The organism is Hyella patelloides LEGE 07179 (assembly GCF_900659865.1).
Classification (GTDB): Bacteria; Cyanobacteriota; Cyanobacteriia; order Cyanobacteriales; family Xenococcaceae; genus Hyella; species Hyella patelloides.
The window spans coordinates 18,349-38,728 of the sequence record NZ_LR213781.1 but is presented as its reverse complement, the minus strand read 5'-3'; the positions used below and the strand labels follow the sequence as shown (position 1 = coordinate 38,728).

The following is a 20,380-nucleotide window of genomic DNA, read 5'->3' as shown; positions in this document are numbered from 1 at the left end:
GCTTAATTAATTATCAAGTCTTTAAGATAGCGATTGTTTTGAATGTCGAGTTATAAAAATAATTTTTTCTTAAGGCGATCGCACTTTGGACTAAAATAGCACAATTATTGCTCGTTTTTGACTTCAATTGTTATCTTTTCCCATCTTGTTGCTCGCAATGGGGTCAATTCCCAAATATTAAGGCTGCAAAAGTAGATGTAATTACTTACCGACCGAATTTACTCAGGGAAAATACTTATTAAAAAACACTGATGTTTTTTTAATAAGTAAATGTTAGAAAAGTACTGAAAAAGTTACTGAGATAAAGTTACTCAATAAATAATCATGATTATGTCAAGAAATCTTAGAGTTAATGGAATTTTCGGTGGAAGTATAGCAGTATTAGCCACAGTTTTAGGCATATCTTTCCCCGCTAATGCGCTTATGTTTACAACCTATACTGACCGCGCAACTTGGCAAGCAGCAGTAGGAGGAACTGATAATTTTAGCGAAGAAAATTTTAATTCTTTTACTACTGATACTTTATTTAAGGATACAATTTCTGGTTTAGATGTTGGAGAATTTACTCTTGATGGGGATGGTTTTGTTAACAGCTCCAATGATATACCAAGAATTGAGTCCGCTCCGCTAAGTTCACCTTTTCCAGAAATAAACGTAAATAACTCTACATTAGTTCATGGATTGGCAGGAGGTTCTAGTAGCTCTTTCTTCACGTCTTTAACTTTTGACTCCCCAATCACAGCCTTTGGCGCAGAATTTAATAATGTTAATGAAAATGCTCCACAAAATACTCAAATAAAAGCGGATGGTGAAGTTGTAGATGACGGTACGATCGATAGTATTCCTACTATTGATTTTACTTCGAGCTTTTTTGGATTTACTGCTGACGGTAGTTTTACTGAGGTAGAGTTTAAGGGGACTGGCACTTCAAGCGACGGTTTTGGTATGGATAATGTTGTTTATGGTAGTAGTTCTAGCGCGTCCGTACCCTTTGAGTTTTCTCCCACTTTAGGCTTGCTAGCTGTGGGCGGAGTTTTGGGTGTATCTCGTGTGCGTAAGAGATTAGCCACTCAGAAAATTACGAAAGAACTTTCTTAGGATTTTAATAAAGTTAATCTTACAAAACTAACGTACAGAGATCGTGGATTAGGGTGGGCAATGCCCACCTCACATCCCAATATATAGTGTATTAATACTATATATTAATAAAAATAATGAATAACATAGCAATAGGTAAAAAAGTTCATTTTGCCTAAGAGCTATTATTGTAGTATTTAGGCTTGCTGTTTCTTCATCCCTCATCCTTTATGCGAAGCGGTATCCTTTAGGGCATCCTTCATCCTTCATCTTTCATCCCTCATCCTTCATCCTTCATCCTTCATCCTTCATCCTTCATCCTTCATCCTTCATCCTTCATCCTTCATCCCTCATCCTTCATCCCTCATAATTCATCCTTCCTTAACTCAATTATTATCTTTTCCTTATTTTGTTTCTAGCAATGGGGTCAATAGGCTATAGAATATATGCGCTGGTTATATTTTGTTAGCGGAAACATACAGTCTATGCCTCGTCGCGAAGATCTCAAAAAAATCTTACTCCTTGGTTCTGGTCCCATTGTAATTGGGCAAGCTTGCGAATTTGACTACTCTGGTACTCAAGCCTGTAAAGCATTGCGAGAAGAAGGATATGAAGTAGTGTTAGTCAACTCTAACCCTGCTTCAATTATGACCGATCCTGAAATGGCAAATCGAACTTACATCGAACCGCTAACCCCAGAAATCGTTGAAAAAATTATTGCCAAAGAAAAGCCCGATGCATTGCTACCAACTATGGGAGGACAAACCGCGTTAAATGTGGCAGTTTCTCTGGCTAAAAACGGGGTGTTAGATCGCTACAATGTAGAGCTTATTGGGGCAAAGTTACCTGCTATCGAGAAGGCAGAAGATCGGTTATTGTTCAAAGATGCAATGGCAAAAATTGGCGTTCCTGTTTGTCCTTCAGGAATTGTCAACAATATGAGTGAAGCCAAAGTAGTAGCAGATCGAATTGGGAGTTATCCTTTGATTATTCGTCCTGCTTTTACTCTAGGGGGTACTGGCGGGGGAATTGCTTATAATCAGGAAGAATATGAAGAAATTGCTCAATCGGGGCTGGATGCTTCTCCTGTAGACCAAATTCTCGTAGAAAAGTCTCTTTTAGGCTGGAAAGAATACGAATTAGAGGTCATGCGAGATTTAGCAGATAACGTAGTAATTATCTGTTCCATCGAAAATATTGACCCGATGGGGGTACATACAGGAGATTCGATTACTGTGGCACCAGCCCAAACTTTGACGGATAAAGAGTACCAACGTCTCAGAGATTATTCTTTAGCGATCATTCGTGAAATTGGTGTGGAAACAGGAGGTTCTAATATTCAATTTGCGGTTAACCCCGTGAGTGGGGACGTAATTGTCATTGAAATGAATCCTCGTGTATCTCGTTCTTCGGCTTTGGCTTCTAAGGCTACAGGCTTCCCTATTGCCAAGTTTGCAGCTAAATTGGCGGTGGGTTATACCCTCGATGAAATTCCTAACGATATTACGAAGAAAACTCCTGCCTCTTTTGAACCCACAATTGATTATGTAGTTACTAAAATTCCCCGTTTTGCTTTTGAAAAATTCCCTGGGACAAAACCAATTTTAACCACGCAAATGAAGTCTGTAGGGGAAGCAATGGCGATTGGCAGAACTTTTTGCGAATCTTTTCAAAAAGCATTGCGATCGCTGGAAACAGGGCGTTATGGCTTTGGTTGTGACAAAAAAGAAACTTTACCCACCATTCCTCAAGTACGTTCTAGTTTAAGGAATCCCCACCCTGAAAGAATTTTTAGTGTTTATCACGGTTTAAAACTGGGGATGAGTCCTGAAGAAATTCACGAATTAACTGCGATGGATATGTGGTTTTTAGATAAGTTTCAGGAGATTCTCGAAGCCGAGAAAATTATTAAACGCAAGTCTCTCAATGAGATTTCTGCTGCGGAAATGCGAGAAGTCAAACAACAAGGATTTAGCGACTATCAAATTGCCTTTGCCACCAAAACTACAGAAGATCGAGTCAGACAACATCGCAAGTCTCTCGGTATTATTCCTGTCTATAAATCAGTAGATACCTGCGCTGCGGAATTTGAATCTTCTACTCCTTACTATTACTCTACCTATGAAGAGGGAGAAACTGAGATCGAACCTTCAAATAAGAAGAAAGTCATGATTCTGGGGGGAGGTCCCAACCGTATTGGACAGGGGATAGAATTTGATTACTGTTGCTGTCATGCTGCTTTTTCCCTTAGTAATGCAGGATACGAAACCATTATGGTCAATTCCAACCCCGAAACCGTATCCACAGATTATGATACAAGCGATCGCCTTTACTTTGAACCCCTTACCAGAGAAGATGTTTTAAACATTATTGAAGCCGAAAACCCTGAAGGTATTATCGTGCAATTTGGCGGACAAACACCATTAAAGTTAGCCATACCATTACAAGAATACCTCGTAGGGGCGAAGAGCGATTCGCCCCTATCCGAATTACAAACCAAAATTTGGGGGACATCGCCTGATTCGATTGATACTGCTGAAAATAGAGAAAGATTCGAGAAAATTCTGAGAGAATTAGATATTTTACAGCCCCCTAACGGTATTGCCCGCAGTTATCAAGAATCTCTAGCTATAGCTAATCGTATTAACTATCCTGTAGTAGTGCGTCCTTCCTATGTGTTGGGAGGGAGAGCAATGGAAATTGTTTATTCTGATGAAGATTTAGAACGCTACATGAAATACGCAGTCCAGGTAGAACCAGATCATCCCATCTTAATTGATAAATTCCTAGAAAATGCGATCGAAGTAGATGTGGATGCCTTGTGTGATGCTATAGGAAATGTTGTAATTGGTGGCATTATGGAACACATCGAACAGGCTGGTATTCACTCTGGTGATTCTGCTTGTTCTATTCCCTTCCAATCCCTTCCTGATAAAGCTGTTGCAACTATTCGCACCTGGACAGACAAATTAGCCAAAGCCCTCAACGTAGTGGGCTTAATGAATATTCAGTATGCAGTACAAGGGGAACAGGTGTATATTCTAGAAGCCAATCCCCGCGCTTCCCGCACTATACCCTATGTTTCTAAAGCCACTGGTGTACCCTTAGCTAAGCTAGCTTCCTTAATAATGTCAGGAAAAACCATAGAATCTTTGGGAATTAGCAAAGAAGTAGTACCCAAACATATTGCGGTCAAAGAAGCAGTATTACCCTTTAACAAATTTCCTGGCAGTGATACCCTATTAGGGCCTGAAATGCGATCAACAGGGGAAGTCATGGGTATTGATGGTGACTTCGGTAAGGCCTTTGCTAAAGCAGAAATAGCAGCAGGGGTTAACCTGGAGTTAGAGGGTACAGTTTTTGTCTCTATGAATGAACGAGATAAAGCTTTATCGGTGCCAGTAATTAAAGAATTTATCGATCTTGGCTTTAAAATTGTAGCTACTTCAGGTACCAGAAAAGTACTACAAGAAAATGGTATTCCCGATGTGGATTTAGTCTTAAAAGTTCATGAAGGTCGTCCCCATGTAATTGATTGGATTAAAAATAAGCAAATTCAATTAATTATTAACACTCCCACAGGAGAAGAATCTCAAACTGATGCGCGATTAATTCGGCGAATGGCATTAAATTATAAATTGCCTATTGTGACAACTATTGCAGGAGCAAAAGCCACCGTAGCAGCTATTAAATCTTTGAGGTCTGAACCTTTAACAGTGAAAGCTTTACAAGATTATATTGACTAATTGATGAAGTCAGAGGAAGCCCCTTGAGTTTACATTGTCCTCGAATGGGGATAAGCTCCCCGTTCGTTTTATTTATCCTTTAGTTAACTAATTGTTAACTACTACTTTTTTCATCCCTTAAAAGTTACTGATTACTAATTATTGATTTAAGATTAAGTTTGAACCAATAATTACTTAGACTTTTAGCTACTTTGTTAGATAATAATAAACAACCCAAAATATTCGGCACAGCCATAGCAATTAACATCATATCGCTAAAGTCTACTACTACTCCTAAATCAATAATTGCCCCTAAAAAAATACAAATTAAAAACAGACCTTTATAAATAAAAATATAATCTTTTCCAAATAAATAAGCCCAAGATTTTTCACCATAATAACTCCAAGCAACCGTAGTAGAAAAACCAAACAGTAAAATTACTACGGCTAAAACATAGGGAAACCAATCAATTATTTGAGAAAAAGCTAACGCTGTTAATTCTGAACCACTAATATCGGCTGCAACATTATTGCCATAAGTGCCAGTTAAGATAATAACTAAAGCAGTCAAATTACAAATTATAATTGTATCGATAAAAGGTTCTAAAATTGCCACAATCCCCTCTTTAATGGGTTCATCAGTTTTCGCAGCCGAATGAGCGATCGCAGCAGTTCCCATACCCGCACCATTAGAAAAAGCACTACGACGTATTCCTAACACCAGCATTCCCACAAAACCCCCTTCGATGGCATTTGCCGAAAAAGCCTGCTGCCATATAGTATTAATTGCTTGGGGGACTTCTGTAATATTCACGGCAATAACCCATAGACAAGCAGCCAAATAAATCCCAATCATCAACGGCACTAACTTGCTTGTTACTATCCCGATACGATTAATACCGCCAAGAATAACTAAACCTACAAAAATTGCAGCTAAGATGCCAAATAACCAGTTATAACTCTCCCAACTAGGAAATAAAGCCGTTATAGCAGCGAAAGATTGATTAACCTGAAACATATTGCCTCCGCCAAAAGAAGCACCAGTGCAGAAAATAGCAAACACCAGCCCCATGATCTTGCCTAATTTAGCAAAACCTAATTCTTGTAAGCCCTCAGACAAATAATACATTGGCCCTCCTGAAACTGTACCATCAGGATTAATTTGGCGATATTGCTGTCCTAGGGTACATTCGATAAACTTACTAGCCATCCCAAAAAAAGCAGCCATACTCATCCAAAAAACTGCCCCTGTACCACCCATCTGAATTGCGATCGCCACTCCAGCAATGTTACCCAAACCGACTGTGCTTGATAAAGCAGTTGCTAAAGCTTCAAATGCCGATACCTCTCCTGTACCTTCTTCTGTATCATACTTACCCCTAGCAATATCAAGAGCGTGTTTAAATCCGCGAATACCAATAAAGCCGAAACGTATGGTAAAAAAGATACTTCCCAAAACTAACCACAGAATAATTAAAGGAATCCCTGCAATGGAAACAAACAGCACTTGTTCCATCAGGCTTACTATCTGTGTAAAAACTCTATCGAGACTAAATAAAATATGCAATGTTCGATATCTTAACAAAAATCATCTCTAGTTAATATATCTTAATTTTCGATCGTAAACCTTTTCTATAAAGTAAAAAAGGGAGTTGGTTTAATCAACTTTTTTTTGATTTGACATTACATATACAGAGTATTGCTTTCTTCTGCGTCTTCTTCTCCGTTTCCTGGGTGCCAGAAGTTTTTGATTCCATTGGGCAACATTTTGCGCAAATTTGAGCCAACTGCGATAAATCCTCTTACCTAATGATCTTTTCTTTCTACGTCTTCTACGCTTTTTTGGATTCAACAGCAAGACAAAAATGTTTCTGATTTCTGAGAAAGAGGGTACTTGAGGCTGGCTTTTGCGTCTTCTTTTTTTGATCCTTCTCTTTCTTCTTGGTTGCTCTTTCCCTGCTGTTTTTTTCGGGAACATGAAAGTTAAGAGTCGGCGTTTTATTCTTCTTAACCATCTAAATTTTTTTTTTCTTCTCTGTTTCTCGGTCATACTTGAATTGGTCTGTGGTTTCTCCAAGTATCTTCTAAGAGCAAGAAAATGTCAGATCGAATTAGCTAGATTATCAGTAATTTCACTCAGTAATTTTCAGAAGATACTGATTTTTCTGTGGTAGAATCCACAAGAATTTATCTTAGTAATATTACTGTGGAATTAAAGTACGCTCTAGTACATGAATGGCTCACTCCCAAAGCTAAGGGAGGATCAGAATTAGTAGTCCAAGAAATTCTGAAATACATTGATGCGGAACTTTATGCCCTAATTGACTTTCAATCAACAAACCCTGACAGTTATCTCTACAAACGAACCATCGGTACTACCTTTTTACAACACTTCCCTTTGGCTCGTAATGGGGTACAGAAATATTTACCTTTACTTCCTATAGCGATCGAACAATTAGATTTAAGACCATACGATGTGATTCTCTCTTCTTCCCATGCAGTAGCTAAAGGAATTCTCACCAGTCCCCACCAATTGCATATTTGCTATTGTCATACTCCAATGCGTTATGCTTGGGACTTGACTTGGGATTATTTAGAAGGAGATCGCAAAGGCCAAGGAATTAGTGGTATTGTGACAAGATATATTTTGCATCGTCTTCGGCAATGGGATGTTACCTCCGCTAATCGGGTAGACTACTTTATTGCTAATTCTCATCATACCGCTCGTCGTATTTGGCGTTGTTACCGCCGAGAAGCCAAAGTTATTTATCCTCCTGTAAATATAGATCGCTTTCAAAAACTCACCATTCAGCGATCGCAAAAAAGTGACTTCTATCTAACTGTTTGTCGTTTAGTCAGCTACAAAAAAATCGCTCTGATAGTCCAAGCATTCAATAAATTACAAAAACCCTTGATAGTCATTGGTGAAGGCTCTCAAATCAAGCAAATTCGAGCTTTAGCTCAATCTAATGTGCGTATTTTAGGTTGGCAACCCCATAGTGTAGTAGAAGAATATATGGCAAAAGCTAAAGCTTTCGTTTATGCTGCTTGTGAAGATTTTGGTATTGCCCTAGTAGAAGCACAAGCTTGTGGGACACCAGTAATTGCTTATCAACAAGGAGGTGCCAGCGAAACCGTTCGAGACATTCGAGACTGTACTCAAACAGGTACAGGTTTATTGTTTGCCGAACAAACAGTAAATGCGATCGTCGAAGCGGTAGAAACATTTGAAAAATATCAAAGTCAAATTAGTATGGAACAATGTTACTTGCAAGCAAGTAAATTTAGCCCGACAATCTTTAAAAAGTCCTATCTGGAATTTATTGACCAATGCGGTCAAGAATTTTCCTTGAAATTGAAATTCAAGAGCAAACAACTATCTCAAACTCAGCAAATCTAAAAACTGTCTTTGAGAAAGCTGGGATCGCTCTTCCCAGATTATACAATCTGGATTATGTGGTGTGTGTGATGTGTAAGGAGTAAGATGACTGCTACTAACAGCCAACCTCGCTCCGTCAAGTTATTACCTGGGTTTTTTAAAAAAGGCAAACCACCTTTAACAAAAACGAAAAAATCTCAAAGTTTATCTTTAGTAGTAGCTCTCGACGGTGATATTGCGAAACGTTTGTTTGATATTTTGTTTTCACTATTTGTTTTAATTTTCTTTTCCCCTCTTTATCTAATTTTGGCAATTTTGATTGCAATTAGCTCTCCTGGTCCAATATTTTACGTTCAACAAAGAGTTGGTAAAGATTTTCAGCCTTTTAACTGTATTAAGTTTCGCACTATGGTAGATAAAGCCGATGAAATGCTAGAAACTATCATCGCCGAATCTCCCCAGATGCAAACAGAATTTGATGATAACTTCAAACTAAAACGAGATCCTCGAATTACTAGGATAGGTCATTTTCTACGCTTAACCAGTCTAGATGAATTTCCGCAATTCTGGAATGTTCTGAAAGGAGATATGAGCGTTGTTGGACCTCGTCCTTTAGTTCCTGAAGAACTATACAAGTATGGTCGCCGAATCAATACCGTACTCACTATCAAACCTGGAATTACAGGATTATGGCAAGTGTCTGGTAGAAATGATATACCCTATCCTAAAAGAGTTCAAATTGACGTTTATTACGCTACCAGTCGCAACTGGTTGTTAGATATTTGGGTGATTTTTAAAACCATTGGTGTAGTAATTTCACCTAATAACAATGGTGCTTACTAAATTGTTCTTCGTAAATTTGAGGTGAACGATCTCGACTCTTCATTAAATCTTGATGTTTTGAGCATCAACGATCCGTCAAAATTTGAGTTATTTTAGGAAAGATCGGATCGCCTTAATCCAGAAGAATACCCAACACCTAAGTATTTTAGTATTAACTATCAAGATACTTGAGTAACGGGGTATCGTTGAAATCTGGAATTCCGCTCACAAAGGCGATCGCCAAAGTTCAACATTATTGGGAAAAGCTGACTATGACTGAATCCAAAAGGGCTTTAATCACAGGTATTACAGGTCAAGATGGTTCTTATTTAAGTGAATTACTTTTAGAAAAAGGTTACGAAGTTCATGGCATTATTCGCCGAACTTCTACTTTTAATACTGACAGAATCGATCATATGTATGTCGATCCCCATAGTCCCCAAGCAAAACTGTTTCTGCACTATGGAGACTTAACTGATGGCACAACCCTGCGACGGATTTTGGAAGAAGTTAAGCCAGTAGAAATTTACAACTTAGGAGCGCAATCTCACGTCAGAGTAAGTTTTGACTCTCCCGAATATACAGTAGATGCAGTAGGCATGGGAGTCTTGCGTTTACTTGAAGCGATTCGTGATTACCAAAAAAGAACAGGGATTGAAGTTCGTTTTTATCAAGCAGGTTCTTCCGAAATGTTTGGTAAAGTGCAAGATGTACCCCAAAGTGAAACCACTCCTTTTTATCCTCGTAGTCCTTACGCCTGCGCTAAAGTTTACGGACACTGGCAAACAATCAATTATCGGGAATCTTACGATCTGTTCGCTTGTAATGGCATTCTCTTTAACCATGAATCTCCCCGTCGTGGAGAAACCTTTGTCACCCGTAAAATTACTAGAGCCGTAGCTAGAATTGTCGCAGGAACACAGAAAGACCTTTATTTGGGTAATCTTGACTCGAAAAGAGATTGGGGTTATGCCAAAGACTATGTTAGAGCAATGTGGCTCATGCTACAACAGGATAATCCCGATGATTATGTAGTTGCTACAGGAGAAACTCATTCAATTAAAGAATTTCTTGATGTGGCATTTAATTACGTCAATCTCGACTGGAATGACTATGTAAAATTCGATCCCCGCTATTTACGCCCAGCCGAAGTAGATTTACTCATTGGCGATCCTGCAAAAGCTAAAAAACAACTCAACTGGGAACCTTCTGTTACCTTTGAAGGATTGGTAAAACTGATGGTAGATGCTGATTTGGCAGCTATCGGTGAACCTACTCCCAATGGTGATAATACCTCAACAATTGACGACCGAGTAAGAGAAAGAACCAATTTGGCATTGACTGTAGACTGAGCTAGGATATGATCTCTTTTGTATCAAAGCTGAAAATATAACTAATCAAAGGATTCAACTATCATGCTAAGTCTAGGGGATAAGCAAATTCTGGTCACTGGTGGCGCAGGATTTCTGGGTAAGCAAGTAGTAGAGCAACTTATTCAGGCTGGAGCGAATCCCGACAACATTAACATCCCACGATCTCGCGTATGTGACCTGCGGGACTTACATAGTTGTACCGAAGCCGTTAAAAATCAAGACGTCATCATTCATTTGGCTGCCCATGTCGGAGGCATTGGACTCAATCGGGAAAAACCAGCCGAACTGTTTTATGACAACCTGATGATGGGGGCGCAACTAATCCATGCTGCCCATCAAGCAGGAGTTTCTAAATTTGTGTGCGTGGGTACAATTTGTGCCTATCCTAAATTTACTCCTGTACCCTTTAAAGAAGATGATTTATGGGCAGGATACCCCGAAGAAACCAATGCTCCCTATGGGATTGCCAAAAAAGCTTTATTGGTGCAGTTACAGTCTTACCGTCTGCAATATGGGTTTGATGGTATTTATCTTTTGCCAGTCAACCTATATGGTCCTGAAGATAATTTTAATCCTGAAAGCTCTCACGTGATTCCCGCTTTAATTCGCAAAGTTCATGAAGCCCAGCAAAGAGGAGACCGAACTTTACCTGTATGGGGCGATGGTAGCCCTACCAGAGAGTTTCTCTACTCTACTGATGCAGCCAGAGGTATTGTCATGGCAACTCAGAAATACGAAGAATCAGAGCCAGTTAATTTAGGAACTAATTACGAAATTTCTATTCGCGATTTAGTAGAATTAATTTGCGAACTGATGGAATTTAAAGGAGAAATTGTCTGGGAAACTGATAAACCCAATGGTCAGCCCCGTCGTTGTCTGGACACATCTCGCGCCACAGAGAAATTTGGTTTTATTGCAGAAACAGAATTTCGCCAAGGCTTGAAGAATACTATTGATTGGTATCGCAATCATGGTTCTTAATTGTCATTACAAAGGCAACGAAGAAAGTGCTTTCAATAAGGGTAGGGCTAGGTGTTTCCTCAAAATGCTTTGGTCTCCCATAAAAATCGCCAAAGGAGAATCGGCACACACTTACTAATTTTTGATACCATAGGAGGAGGAAAGTAAGTAGCTGATTTTACTTACCACCTACCTTTAGCATCTAAAACAGATAGAGAGTGGGTTTGACCCGCTTTTTTTATTGCCTAAGTTTAGTTCTTCATTACAACCAATTACTGACAATTACTGAAGTTAAGGTTAAGCAATTTAATTGCGATCGCACTATTGATTTAGTTGTTGCGAAACTTAATAATTTTAGAACTCCTATTCGTAACTTATTCAAGTATATGACCCATCCTCTTATTCCTCAAATAGTTGATTTGGCATCTCCCATAGCCGAGAAGCTGAATTTAGAATTAGTTGATGTGGTGTTTCAGACCAACAAAAATCCCCCAGTCCTGAGAATAGACGTTCGTAACTTGCTACAAGATACGGGTCTAGAAGATTGCGAGCAAATGAGTCGTGACTTAGAAACTCAATTAGATGCCACAGGAGTTATCCCTAGTGCTTATGTTTTGGAAGTATCGAGTCCTGGGATTTCTCATACTTTGACCAGCGATCGAGAATTTATCTCTTTTAAAGGGTTTGCCGTGATTGTCAAAACTGCTGAACCCTACAAAAAGCGAACTCAATGGGAAGGAACATTGCAGGGTAGAGATGAAAATGCCGTCTATATCCATCAAAAAGGCAAAAAAACCGCTATTCCCAGAAATTTAGTCAAGATAGTACAGTTTGATGACCAGAGCTAAATCCTTGAATAGCTTACAAATTAAACCTTAATATATTTTTACTGGTAACAAAATTTTTATTCGGAGAGCAGATTTATGACTATAGTTAGTCTTCCTGGTTTAGGGAGTATGATCGAACAGATTAGCCAACAGTATAATTTATCCACTGAAGATGTGGAAGAAGCTCTCAAAGAAGCTTTAATCAAAGGTTACGAGCGTTTTCGTCGGACAAGAGAAACCAATCGTTATAAGTATAATGAAGAGCATTTTGAAGACTTTATGATTCATCTGGATACAGAAGAAGAGGGTTTTCAAGTCATTACTACTAAAACTATTGTGGATCTGCCCAAAGAAGAAATTCTCGATCCCGATCGCGAAATCGCCTTTGAAGATATTCGCGAGTCAGCAGAAGACTTGCAAATTACAGTGGGGGATACCGTTACAGTAGATGTAACTCCAGAACAAAGCGACTTTGGACGCATGGCAGCTATTCAAACCAAACAAGTGCTATTGCAAAAACTTCGCGATCGCCAGAGAACTCTGATTCAAGAAGAATTTAAAGACCTTGAAGGCACAGTTTTACAAGCTAAAGTCTTGAGATTTGAAAGACAATCGGCGATCGTAGCAGTGAGTAGTGGCGTCGGACAACCAGAAGTAGAAGCCGAGTTACCCAAGCGGGAACAACTACCCAATGATACCTATCGCTCCAATACCACATTTAAAGTGTATTTGAAGAAAGTACGGGAAACTCCCCATAGAGGTCCTCAACTGATAGTATCTCGTTCTGCTGCGGGTTTAGTTGTCGAATTGTTTAGCAATGAAGTTCCTGAAATTGAAGAAGAAATTGTTCGTATTGTCGCAGTAGCTAGAGAAGCAAATCCCCCATCCCGTTATGTGGGAGTCAGAACCAAAATTGCTGTAGATACCACAGAGCGAGATGTCGATCCTGTAGGTGCTTGTATTGGGGCTAGAGGTTCGCGGATTCGAGAAGTAGTCAACGAACTAAAGGGTGAAAAAATAGATGTTATTCGTTGGTCGCCCGACCCTGCTGCCTACATCGCTAATTCCCTTAGTCCAGCCAGAGTAGATAAAGTATTATTAGTAGATACAACAGAAGAAAAACAATCTTTGGTCTTAGTGGCTCAAGATCAGCTAAGTTTAGCGATCGGGAAAGAAGGACAAAATGTTCGTTTGGCAGCCCGTCTTACAGGTTGGAAAATCGATATTAAAGATATTGCTCTTTATGAAGAAGGCGCAGAAGAACAGCTAATTAAAAGTAAAACCACAGAAGAAGATACTTCAGATATTGTTAGTACTGAAATCATAGCAGAAGAGGAGGAAACGACAGAAACCAGAGAACCCATAGAAAACACAGAAATTAAAGAACCTCAAACCAATTTAGTTGCGGATAATTCTCCAGCAGAAACCGAAGAAAAACCTGTGGAAGAAGAAGCACCTATGTAATAGGTAAACTATACTCTGCCTTTATTACGACAAAGCTTACGTTAACTTTGTTAAACATAAATCGGCAAGGAAGCGACCAGATTGCCATCAAGCTCAATTTTTCTGATTCGATCAACTCTGAAAAAAGGCAATGAAAAAAAACTACCGACGCTGTGTAAGCTGCCGTCACGTAGCGTCCAAAGAATATTTTTGGCGAATTGTCAGAACTTATCCCGATCGCAAAATTCAGTTGGATCGAGGAATGGGTCGATCTGCTTATCTCTGTCCTCAGATTGATTGCTTAGTAAAAGCTAAACAAAAAAAGCGTCTGCAAAAAACCCTAAAAACAGCAGTTTCTGAGCAAATATATCAAGTATTGGAAAATCGTCTCATTACACAGCCGAAATAACTCATAATTAAGACAATAGTGAGATTGAGACATTTTGTTCGCAAAAAACCAAAAATTCAAAAAACACCGTGAGATTTTTCTCTAAAATAGAAAACTAGGAGGCAAAAATCAAAAATCAAACATAACTAGCACTTTCTCTATCACCAACAGACTATACTCAATGGTTGATAACCACCATTACTGTAGTAACAATTATGAGAAGCGAAAACAAAGCAAAAAAAACCCGAAAAACAAACACCTTATAGTAGTATCGGCATTAGGGGGAATAGTGGATGAACAACGGCAAAATTAGAATTTACGAATTATCAAAAGAGCTTAATTTGGAAAATAAAGATATTAAAGACATTTGCGAACAACTCAATATCGCAGTAAAAAGTCATAGTAGTACCATTACTGATTCTCAAGCAGAAAGAGTCAGAGCTATTGCAGTGAAATATACTCCTGAAACAGCAGCGAAAAATAGCGTTAAACATCAGAACAATTCTCGAAACAAAGGAAAGAGAAAACCACAAATTTTAGCGATTCATCACAGAAATAATTCACCCGAAGCTAAAAAGAAAATTCAAACCGAAGCAAATTCTACTCCTACCCTAGCAGGGCCACCCAAATTGCCAACTCAAACTCCTTCTGCTCCACCGAAAAAAACTTCTGTGTCACCAAAAGCTCAATTGGCAGCACCACCAAAGGTAACTGCAAAAACGTCGTCTTCTCAAAGCATCTCTGCTGATTCTTCTGCTCCCGAATCTTCTAGTTCAGAAAAAGCTGTCGCAGAAACAAAACAACTGGTTGCTCCTCCTCCCCGACCTCAATTAAGCAAACCTGCTGCCAAATCTAATAAAGTTTTACAACTTAGCAAGAAGCCAGCAAAAGTAGAAAATAGAAGTAAATCAACAGAAACTACATCTCAAGAAGGAAAATCTCCCGACAAAGGTAATTTTGCTGCTCCGAAAAAGCCAAAAACTTTGGCTGCGCCTCCATTACCAAAGCTACAAAAACCACCAAAAATTCAAAATTCTGAACCAGAACAAGAAGTCTTACCTGACGATCAAGAAGATGCCGCAATTTTAGACAACGACGAGATCGATCTAGATGTCAGTAAAAGAAAACCCAAAAAAGAAAAACTCAAACGTCCTAATCCTCCTCGAAAAGTAAAAGCAAAAACTTGGGAAGATGGAGATGAAGATACCTTAGAACAAAAAAATAAAGCTGGCACCAAAGGGAAACGTCGTCCCAAACCAATTGTGGATGATGATGACGATGAATTTGATACCGCCTTTGAAACAGCTGCAACATCTACTGCGATTAGTTTATCTATTGCTCGTCCACCAAAACCACAAGCTTTACAAACACAAAAACCAGCAGCAGCTACCGCCAAGAAAAAACCCAAAAAATCCTCACCTAGAGCAGAAAAAACTTCTAAAGCAGAGCGTCGTAATCGCCAAGTAGAAGAAACTACTCCAGAGATGATTGAATTAACTGGTAGCCTAACGGTTAGAGAACTCTCAGATTTATTAAATACCCCAGAAACAGATATTATTCGTAGTCTATTCTTTAAAGGCATTGCAGTTAATATTACCCAAACTCTCGATCTTGATACGGCTCGTCTTGTAGCAGAAGAACTTGGTGTAGCAGTGGATACTCCTGAAGCGAAATCCGCAGCAACCAAAGAAACTGAAATGCTTAACGAAGAGGACTTAGACAATTTAGTATTACGTCCTCCTGTAGTTACTATTATGGGTCACGTAGACCACGGAAAAACTACTTTGCTAGACTCTATCAGAAAAAGTAAGGTTGCTCAAGGAGAAGCTGGAGGGATCACCCAACATATCGGTGCTTATCATGTAGATATTGAACACGAAGGCAAAGAACAGCAAATTGTCTTCTTAGATACTCCTGGTCACGAAGCATTTACCGCTATGCGTGCTAGAGGTACTAGAGTTACCGATATTGCGGTCTTGGTAGTGGCAGCAGATGATGGGGTACAACCCCAAACTAAAGAAGCTATTAGCCACGCTAAAGCAGCAGAAGTACCTTTAATTGTGGCAATCAATAAGGTAGATAAACCAGAAGCTAATCCCGATCGCATCAAGCAAGAATTAACTGAACAGGGTCTAGTTCCTGAAGATTGGGGTGGAGATACCACAATGGTTCCTGTAAGTGCTTTAAAAGGGGAAAATCTTGATGAATTGCTAGAGATGATTGTTCTCGTGTCTGAAATCGAAGAACTTTCTGCCAACCCCAACCGTACCGCGAAAGGAACGGTTATTGAAGCTCACTTAGACCGCACTAGAGGACCTGTAGCAACTTTACTAGTCCAAAATGGTACTTTACGAGTTGGTGACAGCATTGTTGCTGGTTCTGTATTTGGTAAAATTCGCGCCATGGTCGACGATCGCGGGCATAAAGTTGAAGCAGCTAGTCCTTCTTTTGCAGTGGAGATCTTGGGTCTTGGTGAAGTACCTGAAGCGGGAGACGAGTTTGATGTTTACCTCAGTGAAAAAGAAGCTCGTGCAGTAGCCGATGCCAATGCTGAAATACAAAGAGATTCTCGTCTGCAACAGGCGATGTCTTCTCGCCGAGTTAGTTTGAGTACTCTTTCGGCTCAGGCTCAAGAAGGAGAACTCAAAGAGTTAAACTTAATTCTCAAAGCGGATGTTCAAGGCTCAGTAGAAGCAATTTTAGGCTCTCTACAACAATTACCTCAAAATGAAGTCCAAATTAGAGTCTTACTCGCTTCTCCTGGGGAAGTTACAGAAACAGATGTCGATTTAGCTGCTGCTAGTGGTGCGGTTATTATCGGGTTTAACACTACTTTGGCTAGTGGTTCTCGTCAGGCTGCGGACAACGAAGGAGTAGATATTCGTCAGTACAACATTATCTACAAACTCCTTGATGATATTCAAGGTGCAATGGAAGGTTTACTCGATCCTGAAGAAGTGGAAGAAGCTCTCGGTCAGGTAGAAGTAAGAGCCGTCTTTAATGTGGGTCGTGGTGCTGTTGCTGGTTGTTATGTCCAGTCTGGTAAGGTCATTCGTAATTGCCAAATGAGAGTTCGTCGTGGCAATAAAGTAATTTATGAAGGTAATTTAGACTCTCTCAAACGGATGAAAGAAGATTCTAGAGAAGTCAGTGCTGGTTATGAATGCGGTATTGGCTCTGCTAAATTTAATGATTGGCAAGAAGGTGACATTATCGAAGCCTACGAAATGGTCTTCAAGCGTCGCACTTTAGCTACTAAGTAAACATTATTAAATCGGTAAGATTCTTTCTTCAAGATTAATAGTGTAGGGCAAATCTTTTGTCCTACACTTTTTTTAGGGAATAATCGAGATTTTCGACCCGTTCTTGGAAGTTGTGTAATTACCACTACAACGTAATCTGGTAGTTAAGCTATCTTAAAAGTATGAGGATCACAAAAAAATTAAGTAAAGTAAATATGACAAATTCAACTATAGCTAAAGATGAAAGCCAAGATCGAGCCATCTGGCTCAATTTACGTCAAGCGATCGCAAAAAGCTCTGGTTTCCAGCGTTGGCAAAAAGAACAAAACCTGGAGTCGGTCACTAATCTAGATTTAACTGTACGTCGTTATTTAGAAGAAACTTTAGAAACTTTGGCTTACTAGAGCAACAAATAGCAAAAACTTTGGCTATAGATAAATACTATGAAGAGAGTAAAAAGTAAAGATACAGTACTAGCACTTAAGTATCTTGATTTCTACTCTCATTGTTTTGGGTTTTTCAACTTTATTTGTCAAAATCGATAAATTTCTGACGTTAAAAAGATATCAATTTGAAAAAATAGTTTAGCACACCTGTTGAAGGGCGTTTTGCGACGCGGAGCTAGTCCTTTAGGGCAAAACACCCCTACAAGTGTTATTTACGGTATTTTTGTGGCTAATCGATCTTGCAGAATTTTACTAACCGATTAATTCCATCGCTCTGTTAACGAAATTTTTGGCGGTAATTCCATTAAATTCCATGATTTGACCAGCACTATTGCCAGTTTCGCCACGCTTCCAAGCAAAGGTATCTCGCTTGCTATTGCTACGTAACATCATGGGTTCTAACATCGCGCTAGAGCCACCAGTTACCCCAATTAAAGCATCACCATCAAAGATATCCGCAAACTCATCATCGCTGAGGAATTTACCATCTTTTTCTGCACAAGTATCCCAAGCAACATCAGAGGGACGATAGAGACGACGAGGGTTCATTACAGAGACAATTTTAGAGCCAATTCCTTGAGATTTTAGGGTTTCTGCTGCCTCAAAAGTAGGAATTAAAGTCATATCACCGATAACAGCAAAGACAACTTGTTTGTCTCCAGGGGTTTCTTGTAAAACTACTGCGCCTTTTGCTAAACCTTCTCTGGTTTGCTCGAAAGTGGTACGGATAGGTAGAGGAGATTTACTAGCAGTAATAGTAACGCCTTTATTTTTAGTTCCTAATGCCCATTCATAACAAACTTGAATACTATTAGCATCGCAGGGAAAGAGGGGGAAAATATTACCGTTACGCATCATTCCTGCAAAGTAGTTTTCAATTTCGGGACGTTGATGTGTCCAGCCGTTACGTCCTTGTTCTAATGCTCCTGCGGTGAAGAGAGTTATAGTAGAAGGAGTAGAACGGCGTAATTCTGCCATTGCTTGAGTAACAGTTTGCCAGATTGGTAAACCATTGATTGCAAATGATTCGTAAGAACACCACAAACTACGCGCCCCAAATAAAGCCTGTGCTGCTGCTAAACCCGAACAAGCATCTTCGCTAAGGGGTTCGTATACTTGTCCTTGTGGTTGTTGGTAGTAGGTAGCATCAGTGGTGGGGTGCAGAATTTTTAAAGCGATATTGATGTTGTTGACTCCCGATGCAGCATTCCCATCAGCATTAGCAACTATAAAGTTAGAATCTTGTTTTCCTACGTAAGCAACCATTTCACCCATTGCGGTAGTCGCAACTTTTTTCTCTCCTCCTACTTTGTATTCCTCTAGGGGAATTTTGCCTAAGTCTGGTAGAGGTAATTCTTTTTCGGTAACTGCGGTATCTGCTGCTGCACCACCGTTGGCGCGAGTATAATTGGTTCTGACCAAATCCCAAGCTTCGGGGGTTAAGGCTCTTTCTTTCAGTGCCGAAGCAATATAATCTTTTTCTACGGTATCTCCTGGATAGAGGTTGTGGGATTGAGAACCCCGTTTATGGACTCCTGCGCCTTTAAGTTGTTTAACGATTAAGACTGTTAGCTTACCACCTAATGCGGATTTAGCAGCTTTATCAGTTGCTTCTAATAATGCTTGGGTAAACTTCATTCGAGCTTCAAAAGAGAATTTAGTACTATCTACATATTGTCCTTCTTGGTTGCTGTCGTCGTAGTCTTTAGCATTGACTAATATAACTTCTGCAAACCCATTACCCTTCCAGTAAGCTGTCATCTCTTCGTTGGTTTTAGTGGACACCATACTGTGGTGTTCTTGAGAGTAGCCATTCCACACTAGGATAGGTAAGAAGTTAGTCACATTAGGATAGGCAGTATTGAAGTGACCAAAACTACTCATGATGTAGGGTTCACCTAAACCACCATCCCCGATAGTTACAGGAAAGAGTACCCCAGGATGAAGTTTAGCACCTGCCATTGCAAAGTGTTGTCCCTGTCCCAATGGCCCTGCGGGACTAAGTAAACCTGGAATTTGACCAGAAAGATGTCCTAATAGTCCATGCATTTCTCTAAAGCGATCGCGCATATTTTGCACGTTTTTAATTTCCATCGCTTCTAGAGAACCATCCAAGAATACATTACTATAAAATCCTGGTGCGTGATGTCCGACTTCGGTAACAATATTTTTATAACCCAGCATCACTAAAGAGGCGATACCATCGGCAATACTAGCAAAACCTCCTGGATGTCCTGACTGTTTACTTGCAGTGATTTGTAATGTCAGATAACGTAAGGCATCCGCAGCTAAGATTGTTTGATAAACTGCATTTTTGTCTGTAGGGGACGATATTGCTTTATCTCCTTCTGCAATGGCTGGTTTTTGTCCATATTCAGCAAAATTAGGCAATTTATCGGCAAAATAATCGATTCCTTGACAAAATTCAGGAACATTAGTGCTAACAGTCATATATATAGATGCCTCAATTCAATAATTGCAATAGTTAAGATAATCTTACAATCTTCTGTGGTTTAAAAACGATTGATCTATCTATGGTTGTTATTAAAAGATTTTATTGTTAGTTAAAAGTATGTATTATGAGTAATGATTTTAAAAGTATAAAAGTAGAAAATTTATATCGATTACAAGAAGATATTGAAAATTTTATTTTGAGAAATCAAAAGCAATTTAATTCTTTAGCTTATCTAAAAAATTA

At 39.3% G+C, this 20,380-nt stretch carries 13 protein-coding genes; 11 read left to right on the top strand and 2 right to left on the bottom strand.

The features are described 5' to 3' along the window. The first annotated feature begins 324 nt into the window (after positions 1–324). Positions 325–1,098 (top strand): PFE-CTERM domain-containing protein, encoded by a 774-nt coding sequence (locus tag H1P_RS04375; protein ID WP_144864522.1) that lies wholly within the window; start codon positions 325–327, stop codon positions 1,096–1,098. Between the two features lie 464 nt (positions 1,099–1,562). Beyond that, on the top strand, positions 1,563–4,823 hold the full coding sequence (carB, locus tag H1P_RS04370) for a carbamoyl-phosphate synthase large subunit (RefSeq protein ID WP_144864520.1): 3,261 nt from the start codon (positions 1,563–1,565) through the stop codon (positions 4,821–4,823). Between the two features lie 124 nt (positions 4,824–4,947). Here carB and H1P_RS04365 read toward each other — a convergent pair whose 3' ends face one another. Then, positions 4,948–6,318: an alanine/glycine:cation symporter family protein gene (locus tag H1P_RS04365; RefSeq protein WP_144864518.1), complete on the bottom strand. Its 1,371-nt coding sequence runs from the start codon at positions 6,316–6,318 to the stop codon at positions 4,948–4,950. Positions 6,319–7,008: 690 nt separating this feature from the next. Here H1P_RS04365 and H1P_RS04360 point away from each other — a divergent pair. From H1P_RS04360 to H1P_RS04320, 9 genes are all read left to right on the top strand, one after another. Continuing rightward, positions 7,009–8,202, top strand: coding sequence for a glycosyltransferase (locus H1P_RS04360; protein ID WP_186375832.1), 1,194 nt, complete (start codon positions 7,009–7,011; stop codon positions 8,200–8,202). 84 nt (positions 8,203–8,286) lie between these two features. Next, on the top strand, positions 8,287–9,024 hold the full coding sequence (locus H1P_RS04355) for an undecaprenyl-phosphate galactose phosphotransferase family protein (RefSeq protein WP_144864516.1): 738 nt from the start codon (positions 8,287–8,289) through the stop codon (positions 9,022–9,024). A gap of 251 nt (positions 9,025–9,275) precedes the next feature. Continuing rightward, entirely contained in the window at positions 9,276–10,355 is a 1,080-nt protein-coding gene (gene gmd, locus H1P_RS04350; RefSeq protein WP_144864514.1) for a GDP-mannose 4,6-dehydratase, read from the top strand. A gap of 63 nt (positions 10,356–10,418) precedes the next feature. After that, a complete protein-coding gene (locus H1P_RS04345) occupies positions 10,419–11,357 on the top strand; it encodes a GDP-L-fucose synthase family protein (RefSeq protein WP_144864512.1) in 939 nt (312 codons plus the stop codon). 365 nt (positions 11,358–11,722) lie between these two features. After that, the gene (rimP, locus tag H1P_RS04340; protein WP_144864550.1) at positions 11,723–12,184 is read left to right on the top strand and encodes a ribosome maturation factor RimP; all 462 of its coding nucleotides are present in this window, start codon (positions 11,723–11,725) and stop codon (positions 12,182–12,184) included. 75 nt (positions 12,185–12,259) lie between these two features. Then, entirely contained in the window at positions 12,260–13,627 is a 1,368-nt protein-coding gene (gene nusA / locus H1P_RS04335; protein WP_144864510.1) for a transcription termination factor NusA, read from the top strand. Between the two features lie 130 nt (positions 13,628–13,757). Further along, on the top strand, positions 13,758–14,015 hold the full coding sequence (locus tag H1P_RS04330; RefSeq protein ID WP_144864508.1) for a YlxR family protein: 258 nt from the start codon (positions 13,758–13,760) through the stop codon (positions 14,013–14,015). A 272-nt stretch (positions 14,016–14,287) separates the two neighbouring features. Continuing rightward, entirely contained in the window at positions 14,288–17,257 is a 2,970-nt protein-coding gene (gene infB, locus H1P_RS04325; RefSeq protein ID WP_144864506.1) for a translation initiation factor IF-2, read from the top strand. Between the two features lie 194 nt (positions 17,258–17,451). Further along, on the top strand, positions 17,452–17,640 hold the full coding sequence (locus tag H1P_RS04320) for a hypothetical protein (protein ID WP_144864504.1): 189 nt from the start codon (positions 17,452–17,454) through the stop codon (positions 17,638–17,640). Between the two features lie 294 nt (positions 17,641–17,934). On the opposite strand, the gene H1P_RS04315 is transcribed toward H1P_RS04320, so the two are convergent. After that, the gene (locus tag H1P_RS04315) at positions 17,935–20,133 is read right to left on the bottom strand and encodes a phosphoketolase family protein (RefSeq protein ID WP_144864502.1); all 2,199 of its coding nucleotides are present in this window, start codon (positions 20,131–20,133) and stop codon (positions 17,935–17,937) included. Positions 20,134–20,380: the final 247 nt, after the last annotated feature.